Origin of the sequence: Enterococcus innesii (assembly GCF_022846515.1) — a bacterium.
Classification (GTDB): Bacteria; Bacillota; Bacilli; order Lactobacillales; family Enterococcaceae; genus Enterococcus_D; species Enterococcus_D innesii.
Genome location: NZ_AP025635.1, coordinates 332,722 through 345,641 on the forward strand (window position 1 = coordinate 332,722; position 12,920 = coordinate 345,641).

Annotated in this window: 12 protein-coding genes; 3 read left to right on the top strand and 9 right to left on the bottom strand. The window is 40.0% G+C overall.

Translation table 11 applies throughout. The annotated features are described in order from the left end of the window. Nucleotides 1–5: 5 nt before the first annotated feature. Nucleotides 6–446, bottom strand: a complete 441-nt coding sequence (fabT, locus tag ENLAB_RS01620) for a fatty acid biosynthesis transcriptional regulator FabT (protein WP_008378199.1) — start codon at nt 444–446, stop codon at nt 6–8. A gap of 320 nt (nt 447–766) precedes the next feature. On the opposite strand from fabT, the gene ENLAB_RS01625 reads away from it, so the two are divergent. Beyond that, nucleotides 767–1,708, top strand: a complete 942-nt coding sequence (locus ENLAB_RS01625; RefSeq protein WP_244352317.1) for a GIY-YIG nuclease family protein — start codon at nt 767–769, stop codon at nt 1,706–1,708. A 68-nt stretch (nt 1,709–1,776) separates the two neighbouring features. Here the strand turns inward: ENLAB_RS01625 and ENLAB_RS01630 are convergent, their stop codons facing one another. The 7 genes from ENLAB_RS01630 to ykzS form a co-directional block, all read right to left on the bottom strand. Beyond that, nucleotides 1,777–2,007 carry a YkuJ family protein gene (locus ENLAB_RS01630; RefSeq protein WP_005225886.1) on the bottom strand — a complete coding sequence of 77 codons (231 nt, stop codon included), beginning with the start codon at nt 2,005–2,007 and terminating at the stop codon, nt 1,777–1,779. Nucleotides 2,008–2,090: 83 nt separating this feature from the next. Further along, nucleotides 2,091–2,966: an NAD(P)-dependent oxidoreductase gene (locus ENLAB_RS01635; RefSeq protein ID WP_244352319.1), complete on the bottom strand. Its 876-nt coding sequence runs from the start codon at nt 2,964–2,966 to the stop codon at nt 2,091–2,093. A gap of 74 nt (nt 2,967–3,040) precedes the next feature. Further along, entirely contained in the window at nt 3,041–4,273 is a 1,233-nt protein-coding gene (locus ENLAB_RS01640) for a glycosyltransferase family 4 protein (protein ID WP_077454379.1), read from the bottom strand. Nucleotides 4,274–4,304: 31 nt separating this feature from the next. Further along, nucleotides 4,305–5,315: an LTA glycolipid anchor biosynthesis glycosyltransferase, IagA/BgsA family gene (locus ENLAB_RS01645; protein ID WP_244352321.1), complete on the bottom strand. Its 1,011-nt coding sequence runs from the start codon at nt 5,313–5,315 to the stop codon at nt 4,305–4,307. Between the two features lie 264 nt (nt 5,316–5,579). After that, nucleotides 5,580–7,307, bottom strand: coding sequence for a phosphoenolpyruvate--protein phosphotransferase (ptsP, locus tag ENLAB_RS01650; protein ID WP_140964866.1), 1,728 nt, complete (start codon nt 7,305–7,307; stop codon nt 5,580–5,582). Further along, nucleotides 7,307–7,573: a phosphocarrier protein HPr gene (locus ENLAB_RS01655; protein ID WP_003126335.1), complete on the bottom strand. Its 267-nt coding sequence runs from the start codon at nt 7,571–7,573 to the stop codon at nt 7,307–7,309. Before ENLAB_RS01655 ends, ptsP begins: the two co-directional genes overlap by 1 nt. Before the next feature lie 160 nt (nt 7,574–7,733). Continuing rightward, entirely contained in the window at nt 7,734–7,925 is a 192-nt protein-coding gene (gene ykzS, locus ENLAB_RS01660; RefSeq protein ID WP_077454381.1) for a protein YkzS, read from the bottom strand. A gap of 270 nt (nt 7,926–8,195) precedes the next feature. Between ykzS and ENLAB_RS01665 the strand changes: the two genes are divergently transcribed. Both ENLAB_RS01665 and ENLAB_RS01670 read left to right on the top strand, forming a co-directional pair. Continuing rightward, a complete protein-coding gene (locus ENLAB_RS01665) occupies nt 8,196–10,454 on the top strand; it encodes an ATP-dependent Clp protease ATP-binding subunit (RefSeq protein WP_223079890.1) in 2,259 nt (752 codons plus the stop codon). 151 nt (nt 10,455–10,605) lie between these two features. Next, a complete protein-coding gene (locus ENLAB_RS01670) occupies nt 10,606–10,917 on the top strand; it encodes a DUF1827 family protein (protein ID WP_077454383.1) in 312 nt (103 codons plus the stop codon). 137 nt (nt 10,918–11,054) lie between these two features. Here the strand turns inward: ENLAB_RS01670 and ENLAB_RS01675 are convergent, their stop codons facing one another. Next, entirely contained in the window at nt 11,055–12,524 is a 1,470-nt protein-coding gene (locus tag ENLAB_RS01675) for a helix-turn-helix domain-containing protein (RefSeq protein ID WP_244352323.1), read from the bottom strand. Nucleotides 12,525–12,920: the final 396 nt, after the last annotated feature.

Genomic DNA, 12,920 nt, shown 5'->3' on the forward strand with positions numbered 1-12,920 from the left:
TATTCTCACTTATAATCTTGTAAAAAGTCATGCAGATTTTTCAGTGCTTTCAACAGTGCCTGTTCCTCTTCAGGAGACATCTGACTCAAGACACCCTTCACCATCTCACGATGAAAATGCTGATGAACACGATAAAGGAGTTTTCCTTTCTTCGTCAAACCTAGTTTGACGACTCGCCGATCATCTTCACTGCGAATCCGTTCTACATATTCTTTTTTCACCAAACGATTGATCGCGATGGTCAAAGTCCCAACAGTGATCGAAAGCTCTTTGGCAACTTCAGTCGTGGTCTTTTTTTTGTACATCCCGATGGCTTCGATGGTATGCATTTCGGTAATTGAAAGGTCTTTGAATTGAGATTTTTTCAATTCAGATTCTTCAATCACTAAGATGTCATTAAAGACGCTGACTAAGTAGTCATTAACTGTTTCTAAATTGGGTTCCATAACCTTCACCATCCGAATACTTTGATAATCAAATCATTTGATAGTCAAACTATATCGGAAGTTATTGAGAAATGCAAGAATTTTTTCGAACTTTTTTGATTTTTAAGCGCATTTTTATTTAAGAATTGATTTTCTAAGATTTTAAAAGCTGCGAGTTGACAAAATAATCCGTTTCCGTTATAGAGAAATTTCCTTTGAATGTCAAAGTTTATCATTGCGTTGCCTCCACTCTATTTCTAATTTTTTCTTGTCAATGGCCAGCAAACGTTGCTCTCTTACACTTCATCTGCTACTCTTTGAAGGAAGGAGAGGAACGATCGATGAATCCGAACAAAGAGTTTTTAAAAAACAAAGCAAATACCCTGCCTGAAAAGCCTGGTGTTTATCTAATGAAAGATCAGCACAACGAAGTCTTGTATGTAGGAAAAGCCAAATCATTGAAACAGCGTGTCGTTTCCTACTTCCGAAAAAACCAGCAGCATGCCAATAAGGTGCTTCGCCTTGTTTATAATGTTGTTGATTTTGAAACGATCGAAACAGATACAGAATTGGATGCACTTTTACTTGAATGTCGTTTGATCCAAGCTTTTCATCCTATCTACAACCAACAAATGAACCATTCAGCCAACTACTGCTTTGTTGACTTGACGAATCATACCTTCACGATCACTCAAACACCACAAATTGGCAGTTATGGCCCCTTTCGGCAAACAAAAAAATTGCCGATGTTGTTTCAATTATTGTCAGAAACCTTTCAATTGCCGACTGTCAACGAACTGACACTATTGACCTTACGTAAGCAACTCCCTCAAATGGATGCGTATCCCTTGGAAGAGAAGTGGCGAGAAATCGGCTGTTTTTTTGCTGGACAAAAAACCGAGTGCTTCTCACTTTTGGATGAACGCTTAACCTATCTTATTGATCATTTATTATTTGAACAAGCAAGTTTGCTACAGGGAGAAATCCATTCGGCGCAAAGCTTTTACCAAGAAATCGTGAGGGTCAATCAGTTTATTCAAGAACCAGAAGTGATTTTTTCTATACCCCTTGACTTAGAGGAGCCAGGATCACAGACGACTCAAATCAAATACTATCAAGTTAGCTTTGGCAAGTTGATCCAAACAATCATTCTTTCTCCTGAAGAAACATTCCAGCCACTTCCGCCAGCAAGCGCTGCGCTTCCTTTAGCCCCGAAAGATCTCGATCCATTAGGGATCATCCTCAATCACCTGTATCGCCAAGAAAAAGCAGCAGATAAATAAAAAACAGCAAGCCCCAGTAGGCTTGCTGTATAGAAATGAGAAAGCGACGACGAACGTCTCACTCATTCTTATTGGATCAAATCATAGATTTCCATGGCTACAATATCAACGTTATCAAATTGATAAGATTGACTTGATTCTGCTTCCGTTAATTCAAACGTTTCTGTCGAATTGTCATAAGTAACGGTACATTTTTCGACGCCTTCTTTTTCAAAACGACGTACTTGAACTTCATTGTCTTGCGCTTCGACCATCGCTTCTAAACGTTTGATGATAGCGACTAATTGCGAACTTTTCATTCGTAAGCCTCCTTTTTCTGTCCGTTATATTGTATCAAAACATCCTCTATCTTGCATTGATTTTTCGTATTTTTTTTGTCATTTTAAGATTTTTTTCCATCTTGCCACCAAAGTTTAATCAGCGCCTGCGTTCCGTCATTTTCGAAGCCTTTTTCAGCCAACTGATCATACAATTTTTTAGCTAAAGTGGTGCTCGGCAAATCCAATCCCATCTTCTTGGCCTCATCCAAAGCGATTCCCAAATCTTTGATGAAATGTTTGACAAAAAAGCCTGGTGAATAATCCTCTTTTAGGATACGAGGACTATAATTCGTCATGGACCAATTGGCTGCCCCACCACCAGAAAGGGTTTCAATCACTCGTGGTAAATCAAGACCGGCTTGGTTCGCATAGACCAGCATTTCTGTCATCCCCGTCATCGTCCCGGCAATCATGATCTGATTGGCCATTTTCGTATGCTGACCCTTCCCTGCCCCTCCTTGAAGTTGAAACGTCTTTCCTAAAACTTCAAAAAGTGGTTTTACTTGTTGGTAAGCTTCTTCATCGCCACCAACCATAATCGTTAGCGTGGCGTTTCTCGCACCAAGATCACCACCAGAAACTGGCGCATCAATACTCGCTGCTCCTTTTTCCTTCGCTGTCTGGTAGATTCGTTCTGCCAAATCAGGGGTGCTGGTGGTAAAATCCACCAATGTTTTGCCCGTCACAGTCGTTTGAAAAATCCCTTGAGGCCCATAGTAAACCTCTTCAACGTCAGATGGATAACCAACCATTGTAAAGATGATTTCACTTTCTGATGCAACTTCTGTTGGGGTGTCACACCAAATTGCTCCATTCGCAACGAGTTCATCTGTTTTTGCTTTCGTCCGATTGTAAACATTCACTGTATGTCCTGCAGCTAAGAGATGACCAACCATCGCTTGACCCATGACACCAGTACCGATAAATCCTAATTTCATGCAGATCCCTCCAAAATAAAAAAGTTCATGTCTTTAGTATACGCTAAAAACATGAACTTGCGAAAATTTTCTGTTTAATCGACCGTTCGGCGAAATGCTTTCAATTTAACTTTGAATTTTTCTAATGTTTGCTCGGTTTCTTTTTCGATGCGTTCTGTTTCATAATAAGCGACCATGTCATGGTAGAAAGATAGCATCGACTCACCAAAACGTAGTGCCGAAATCTCATACATCTTCCTAGCAAGAACTTCGGGATCAGCAGGAATCTTTCGTTCATAATAATCAATAAATGCTTTTGCGAAATCCCGATCACTCTCATAGGTGACACCTAAAGACGGATCGTCAATCAAAGTATTTAAGTAGTCATTGCCTTCAACGACTAACGGTGTTCCAGCAGCCATTGCTTCCGTGTAAGTCAAACCTTGTGTTTCTGAGGTGGAGGCACTGACGAAGTAATCTGCCGCATGGTAATAGATCGCTACCTTATCATTCGCCACTTCACCGACAAATTGAACATGGTCAGATAAAGCCATATCCACCACTTTTTCTTCTAATTTTTCTTTATGCGGACCTTTCCCAACGATCACTAATTGCGCATCAGGAATCTTCGTTAAAATTTCTGGCATGCCGTCGATGATTGCTTGGATATTCTTTTCATAAGAAATACGACTGAGGGAAAGCAGCATGGGCTGATTCTCAGTGATGCCCAATTTCTCCCGCAATTCTTTTTTCATGTCAGTTGTAATGTCCGGTCGACGAAACTTCTCAACTTCGATCCCTGTGGGGATGATCCGCATCGGTGAAACCACGCCATACCCTCTCAGTGTATCGATGACTCGTTCACTAGGACAAACAACACCTGTCGAGTGGTTGGCAAAGAGCCGTGAAAGATATTTCACGTGAGATGGCCGCAAGACCTTTCCGTTGGCGATGTAGTGCAAGTAGTCTTCATACATCGTATGGTAGGTATGGATCACAGGAATCTGCAATTTGCGCCCCACCATTTTCCCCAACATCCCAGAGCCAAACTCGGTATGGGTATGGATCAATTCCAACTCTAATTCTTTGGCGATCAAATAGGCATACAACATGCCGCGCACTACGATTCGCCGGTCTTTGAAGGACACAAACGGGACACTTGGCATGCGAATGATATCTTCTTCATCCAGATCAGCATTTGGATCGGTCGTAGTAAAGATATAGACTTTATGGCCTTTTTTCTCAAGCTCTTCTTTCAATGTCTTGATCGATGTCGCCACACCACTTACCTGGGGGAAGTAGGTGTCTGTAAAAAATCCGATTTTCAAAACGGTCCCTCCAAACTTTCCATTAGTTTCTTCATTCCGTATTCATCACTTTTGTATAAACTTCTTTTAGTTCATATCCGATTTCATCAATACTTTTTTGCTTGGCCGTTTCATAGCCGGATTCACTCAACTGTGGCAATGTGCCTTCCACGATTCCTTTGATTTTCTCAATAAATCCTTGATTGTTTTTTTCCATGTAAGCATTGTGCCCATTGCTTAGCCAACCTTTATAAACAGGAATATCCCGAACAAGCACATTTTGGTGGCTGGCTAACGCCTCAAGGACCACGATTCCTTCTGTTTCTTCATAGGATGGAAAGAAGAACAGATCAGCCGCTGAATATGCCCCTTCGATGATGTCTCCTTTGATATAGCCGGGAAATAGCACGTTTTCTGGATGGTCTTCATTGACAAGGTCGCGGATCTGCTTAGGAATCGTCATCATTGGTGTATGACCAAACCAGATAAACGTATACTCAGGCAATTGTCTGGCTATCTCTACAAAATCAAGAATGCCTTTTCGTTCAAAAAACAAACCGACCGATATAATCACTTTTTGATCTGGTAAGAGATTGAAATACTCGCGAAAGGCTTTTTCTTTCTCTTGATCCGGCTGATATTTGTCAAGATCGATGCCGTTTGAGATTGCCTCGATCGGTACTTGGATACCATACCCTTCCAAAAGTTCTTTCGAATAAGGAGTCGGGGTGATCAACTGATCGGCTCTAGAATAAAGATTGATCAAATATTTTTTATATAATGGCGAAAGTTGGTTCGAGCCGATAAATGAATTCCGAAAATCCTCTTCTGTAGAATGGGCATGGTAAATCACTTTTTTCCCTTGTCTTTTGGCTTTGTTGACCATATGCATACTATTGATTCCATACGTGTTGATGTGAAGAATGTCATAATCCTCATCATTTTTATCAAGAGTAAAAGGAATCCCGACAGATGTCAGCGCTCGTTGCTGATGAGCCAATGCGCGACCGATACCTGATTTAGCTAATAATTTTTCTCCTTCAAAATAAAGAAGTACTTTCAAAGATGATTCCTCCTTGGAAATGCTTATATCTGATATTAGTATACCATAGGCGATCGCAGAGATACTCCTACCATGGTCCTAGATTTTGTTCCCCATTTAACCATGATACGGGAAAAACTCAGGGAATCATAGCTTAATTCCAAGATATGACAAAACTGTTCGTTTTCTGAAAAAAGTAGTAAGTTGTTGCAAGTCTAATCAAACAAAATGTCTTCTTAAAACAAAAAAGGCAACAAGCAAAAATTGCTTGTTACCTAGAAATGATTAGTTTACATACTGTTCGATTAACTCTACAACTTCTTCCATTGTATCGCAATCTTCTAAAGCACGTTTTGCTAATTCTTGCATGTCAGTCGTTGACAAGCGTTTCATTAAGCTACGTGTTTTCAGAACAGATGTTGCACTCATTGAGAACTCATCTAAGCCCATACCTACAAGAAGTGGCACAGCAGTTTGATCGCCGGCCATTTCTCCACACATACCAGCCCATTTTCCTTCAGCATGCGCTGAGTCGATCACGTTTTTGATCAAACGTAAAATTGATGGGTTGTATGGTTGGTACAAGTAAGACACGCGCTCATTCATGCGGTCTGCAGCCATTGTGTATTGGATCAAGTCATTGGTACCAATACTGAAGAAGTCAACTTCCTTGGCGAACTTGTCTGCTAAGACAGCTGCTGCTGGAATTTCGATCATGATTCCGACTTGGATCTCGTTAGAAATCTCAACGCCTTCGTCAATCAATTTTTGACGCTCTTCTTCATACATTTTCTTCGCTGTACGGAACTCTTTCAATGTTGCCACCATTGGGAACATGATACGCAAGTTGCCGTGAGCAGAAGCACGTAACAACGCACGAAGTTGGGTACGGAACATGTCGTCCCCAAGTTCAGATAAGCTGATACGCAATGCACGATAGCCTAAGAAAGGATTCATTTCGTGAGGCAATTTTAGGTAAGGAAGTTCTTTATCGCCACCGATATCCATTGTACGGACAACCACTGGTTTGCCAGCCATTCCTTCTAAAACTGCTTTGTATGCTTTGTATTGGTCTTCTTCTGTTGGGAAATCAGGAGAATCCATGTACAAGAATTCAGTCCGGTATAAACCGACTGCTTCTGCACCATTGTTGTGGACACCTTCTAAATCTTTTGGCGTTCCAATGTTTGCAGCCAATTCAAAGTGCTTGCCATCAGCCGTAACTGTTTCAGCATCTTTCAATTTTTCCCATTCTGCTTTTTGTTCTGCGTAGGCTTTCCCAGCTTCAACAAATTCAGCTGCTTGGTCATCTGTCGGGTTGACGATAACGTCACCGATAATGCCGTTAACAGCTAAGATGTCGCCCGCTTTCACTTTTGCAGTGATCTCCATCGTTCCAACGATTGCTGGGATTTCAAGAGAACGTGCCATGATTGCGGAATGAGAAGTACGTCCACCGATATCTGTTACAAAAGCTTTTACAAAGTTGCGGTCTAATTGTGCAGTATCACTTGGTGTCAAGTCATGCGCAACAACGACTACTTCTTCGTTGATCATTGAAGGATTAGGCAAAGTCACATTTAACAAATGCGCCAAGATACGTTTCGCAACATCTTTGATGTCAGCTGCCCGTTCTTGCATGTAAGCATTGTCATCCATTGCTTCAAACATACCAATATACATGTCAGTAACTTCTTTCAACGCAGCTTCTGCATTGACTTTGTTATCTGTCACGTTTTGTTTGATTTGACCGATCATCTCAGGATCTGAAAGAACCATTAAATGAGCATCAAATACTTGTGCTTCTGCTTCACCTAAAGTTTGTGCTGCTTTGTCACGGATTTGTTGTAATTCCGCTGTTGACTTCGCTAGCGCATCATCTAAGCGTGCTTCCTCTGCTGCAGTATCTTCAACTGATACTTTTGAAAAAGATAAATCAGGTTGTACTAACAGGTAGGCTTTCGCAACGGCTACACCATCACTAGCAGCAATTCCTTTTAGCATCTCAACCATTATTCAGACAAACCTTCTTTTTTCATTGTTTCTACGATTGCAGCGATTGCATCTGCTTCGTCAGCACCTTCAGCAGTGATAGTAACATCAGAACCTTGGCCAACACCTAATGACATTACGCCCATGATTGATTTAAGGTTTACTGATTTACCTTTGTACTCTAAGTTGATATCAGAGTTAAATTTGCTTGCTGTTTGAACCAATAATGTAGCTGGACGTGCGTGAATCCCTGTCTCAGCAACTACGTGAAAATCTTTCTTTTCCATATTGATCAATCTCCTTTATGATACGTTTTTTTGTGTGAAGGCAAAATTTCCATGCATGCAATGACACCCGAAAAAAATCGCCCTTTCAACTGTTAAGATTACCATTTTTTTCATCGATAGACAACCGTTTTCTCTTAAATAAACGATTGAAATAAATGTCCTATTTATTTTCTTGTACATAACGGTAGATGATCTTCCCGTTTAACCCCGCTTCTCCGACAAAAGAAGACCGATCTTCCAGCTGGAGCCAGACATCTCTAAATGCCAGAAATTCCGGCTGTTGAACAATCAATTCTTTGATCTCTCCATTGCGTAAACGCACTACTTCTACAGCAAAATCTCTGTTCTCCATCGTCCATTCTCACCTCTTTCTTTCTATTATAATTGAATTGATTTCTATTTAAAAGACGCTTTTGTAGATGAAAAAGCAGCGAGAACTTTTCAGAGTAAAATTCTTGCAGTCTGACAAAAAGTTAGTATAATAGAATTATGGTCAGTAAAGGTCAATAATACATTGCCTCGAAGGTGACCGTTTCTTTGCCCACAGCCCCTTTTCTTTTACAAGCGATCAAAAGCGCCGTAAAATAGGGTTGTTGGAACAAATATGAAAGGTCGTGAATCTATGCTTTGTCAAAATTGCGGCAAAAATGAAGCTTCAATTCATTTATATGCCAATGTCAATGGTCAAAGAAAACAACTCGATTATTGTCAAAGTTGTTACCAAAAATTAAAAGCTCAATCTGGGAATGCTGCAGCTGCAATGGCGCAAGATCCTTTTGGATTTGGCAATCTTGATGATCTATTCCGTCAAATGTCTCGTCAAATGCAGCAAGGAAATACCCCTTATGAACAAACTCCACCGACACAAACCGGCGGTAACGGTTTTGTCGGCGGTCAGCCTCCACGCAATAACCAAGCACCTGCAGGTTTGTTAGGAGAATACGGCATCAATATTACCCAAATGGCTCGTGATGGCGAAGTCGATCCAGTCGTTGGTCGTGATTCAGAGATCAAACGAGTGATCGAGATCCTTAATCGCCGAACCAAAAATAACCCTGTTCTTATTGGTGAACCCGGAGTTGGGAAAACTGCCGTCGTTGAAGGGTTAGCCCAAAAAATCGTTGATGGCGATGTGCCACAAAAACTGATGGACAAAGAAGTCATTCGCCTAGACGTTGCCTCTCTTGTGCAAGGTACAGGTATTCGTGGCCAATTTGAAGAACGCATCCAAAAATTGATTGAAGAAATCAAGCAAGCAGAAAACGTGATTTTGTTTATTGATGAAGTCCATGAAATCGTTGGCGCTGGTGCAGCTGGCGACGGAAATATGGATGCTGGAAACATTTTAAAACCAGCGCTTGCCCGTGGAGAACTACAAATGGTCGGAGCAACGACGTTAAATGAATACCGCATTATCGAAAAAGATGCTGCTTTAGAACGCCGTTTGCAACCAGTGCGTGTGGATGAACCTTCTGTTGAAGAAACGATCCGCATCTTAAAAGGTTTGCAACCACGTTATGAAGATTACCATCATGTGAAATATACCGATGAAGCGATCGCAGCTGCCGCTACCCTTTCTAACCGATACATCCAAGACCGATTCTTGCCTGATAAAGCGATCGATCTACTAGATGAAACAGGTTCGAAGAAAAACTTGACGATTCAAATCGTTGATCCAAAAACGATCGAAAAGAAATTACAAGAAGCAGAAGAACAAAAGCAAGCAGCCTCTCGAGAAGAAGATTTTGAAAAAGCTGCTTACTATCGCGATCAAATCAACAAACTGCAAAAAATGAAAGAACGTCAAATCAGCGAAGAAGAAACGCCAGTCATTACTGAAAAAGACATGGAACAAATCGTTGAAGAACGGACGAATATTCCAGTTGGCGAATTGAAAGAAAAAGAACAAACCCAATTAAAAAATCTCGCGGATGACTTGAAAGCAAAAGTTATCGGACAAGATGAAGCGATCGACAAAGTAGCCAAAGCGATCCGCAGAAATCGGGTCGGTTTAGGCAAACAAAATCGTCCGATCGGCTCTTTCCTTTTCGTCGGTCCAACTGGTGTCGGGAAAACGGAATTAGCCAAACAATTAGCTTATGAAATGTTTGGCTCCGAAGAAGCAATGATTCGTTTCGACATGTCAGAATACATGGAAAAACACAGTGTATCAAAATTGATCGGCTCTCCTCCTGGTTATGTTGGCTATGAAGAAGCAGGTCAATTGACTGAAAAAGTTCGTCGGAATCCTTACAGCTTGATTCTATTGGATGAAGTGGAAAAAGCCCATCCTGATGTATTGCATATGTTCTTGCAAATTCTCGATGATGGTCGTTTGACGGATGCCCAAGGACGTACGGTCAGCTTTAAAGATACTCTGATCATCATGACAAGTAATGCCGGAACCGGCAAAGTTGAAGCCAACGTTGGCTTTGGTGCCGCACGCGAAGGCATCACTCGTTCCGTGTTAAATCAATTGAACAATTACTTTACGCCAGAATTTCTCAACCGCTTTGACGGGATCATCGAATTCAAGGCACTAAGCAAGGAAAACTTGTTATCGATCGTGTCACTTATGCTGCATGATGTCAATCAAACCCTTAGTCATCAAAAACTGCATATCGATGTTCCACAAGACGTGCAAGAAAAATTGGTGGATCTTGGTTACAGTGCAACGATGGGTGCTCGCCCGCTGCGTAGAACGATCCAAGATCAAATCGAAGATGGGATTGCAGAATTCTATTTGGAGCATCCGCAAGTGCGTCAGTTAAAAGCCCAATTGGAAGATTCAGATAAGATCATTGTAACTTCCGCTGAATCCCCTGCACCTTCTTCAGAAGCCGACACGACTGAAGAAGAATCTTCGGAAACTAACGAGTAACAAGCTTTAAAAAAGTGTCGTGAACCGTTTCCTTTGCCAGACAACCATGTTTTACCAAAAAATTGGGTAATTCCGAGTTGTCTGGCTTTTCTTTTGAAAAAAAACGCCCTATAATGTTATTAATAAATACATAGAATGTGAGGTGAGTCTGGTGAAATTAATCAATGTTACGAACAGCCATTCTCGACTAGTATTGAATCAACTTGAAAATACCGACGCAGAACTTGTAAAGGTTTACACAGCCGGAGATACGACCGTGATCTTTACCTCAGCGCCGAACCACAATGAAATTCTGCTGATCAATAAAAAACGAAATATTCGCCCGACAGAAGTAGAAGAAATCAAAAATTACTTTCTAAAAAAATTACCTGATGGCTCGTACGATCCTTCAACCATCTCTGTGATCCAAATGCCTGAAGTGGTTGAAATCTCCATCAAAAAATCCTTATCCTCATCCCATTAGTTTAGCCTAATTACGTCTTAAAAAAATATCTATAAAAGATGACTGTCGCAGCCTTCTTTTATAGATATCTTTTTTGTTTGAATGTAACCAAGAATTTACTTAGCCTTTTAATCAAAACTGTACTCTTTCCGCTAATACTAGCTGATTTTTTCTATCGTATCTGATCGAATTCGTCCTTCAATAATCTTGCTATTGATAAACTCCCCTAATCTTTTCCATGTCTCAATATTATGGATATCTTCAAGAAAGAAAAAATACTGATTTTCTTTCGACTCAACGAACCGATCAGAAATAACAAGATCTGCATCTGCAAAATTTCCTACCATGGTAACTGTCTCTGGTTTGTATACACCTGTTATATAATTTTTCACTAACACGGCATAGTTGGCATGGTACGTAATATGGATCATTACATGCAAGGGTTTTGCCATGACATGTCCAACATAAGAATAGAGCAGCTCAGTTAACTGGGTACTAAATATATCTAAGTCTCGCTCTGATATACTTTCTTTGTAAACAGATTTTAACATCTCTTTTATGGTTAAAAATTTATCATTCATCAGTAATTTTTTGTCTTCAAGATAAAAGAAAGAGCTTAAGCTTAGTTTATCTGTGATTAAAAAGCGATAGACCAGCTGGAAGACAAACGTGCGATGAAGATTATCAGGAATGCTATAACTCTCTTCCATTTTTTCTAATGCTTCAACCGCTCTATCCACGATAGGATTTTTTGTTAGTCTCATTAACCCTTCCCCTAAACGCTCACAAATCTCAGGAGTTAAGAATTCTGGAAAGAAATATACAGCAAAGAGATAGTAAAGAAATTTTTCTGATTGAAAAGCAGCATCATTTATTTTTTTATTTAAAGGATAAAACGTTTGGGAAAAGCTTAAATGAAGTTCTTCGTACAAGCACAAACCAATAGACATCTCCTGATCTGAGATCACATCGGTATAGTGGCCCATCTTGTGCGCATCTAAAAAAATTCTAGTTATTCTAGAAAGTTTGTCCCGTTGAATCTTAGTAGGACTCTTTTCGTTTCTATAAAGGTAATTGTTGTCTTCTGCAAATGTCGTAGAATGGCTATTCAAGATATATGAAAGCATTCTGATTTGACTCTCCCTTCCTTCCACAATCAAATAATTCATTCGCTTACTGATTTGACACTCTATCCCCATAGATCGTATGATATCGTTTGCCCTATTGACTAATTTATAACAATAAGACTGACTATAATTAAAATGAGTGGATAGTTTGATCATCCCCACTTTTCGATGCCTAAGAAAGTAAATCAAGACTTGGAAAACGGCACTTTGCTTAATATACGTTATTTTCAAATTTGAATACAGCGAAGGATAAGTTCCTGATGCTTTCAACGTGGATATCCGAAATAATCGATTTTCGAATCTGATCAGTGCGTCTGTCGTGCTTGTGTTTTCTATGTAATCTTCGTTTATCTGCATGATTAATGATTTCACATTGCGGTTCGTAAGTGAATGCTTACAAGCTAATTCATCGATTGATGCTTCCGTCCTTGAAATAATATCCTCTAATAAATTCAATTTTTGTTCTTGCCGCTCCGTTAGAAACAACTTCCATAAATCCATGGTAATCTCCTTCTTAACGATAGTTACTTCTGTGATGTTGGTTAACTCATAGTTAACAAGAAAACATATAACATTAATTATTAATAAAAAAGAATATCCCTTTTATGCTAAAATCTGCTTCTTTTTAATAATAAAAAGCAAAAAGAAATGATCCTGCCGTTCATAAAAAACTACTGCAAGGATCATCAATTACTCAAAGGACCAATGAAGCCATCCGATTTGTAAAGTCCTTTAACGATTTACAACCGAATCTTTTCCCTGATCAAAGTGAAAAAAACTATAGAAAATAAGCAAGTACAAAATAAAAACAGCTTTTTTCGAGACAGTCCTGTGGGAGAGCAAAATCAGCGGCCGCCCAACTGTCTGTCAAAGGATTAAGAAAGATTTTACGCAACA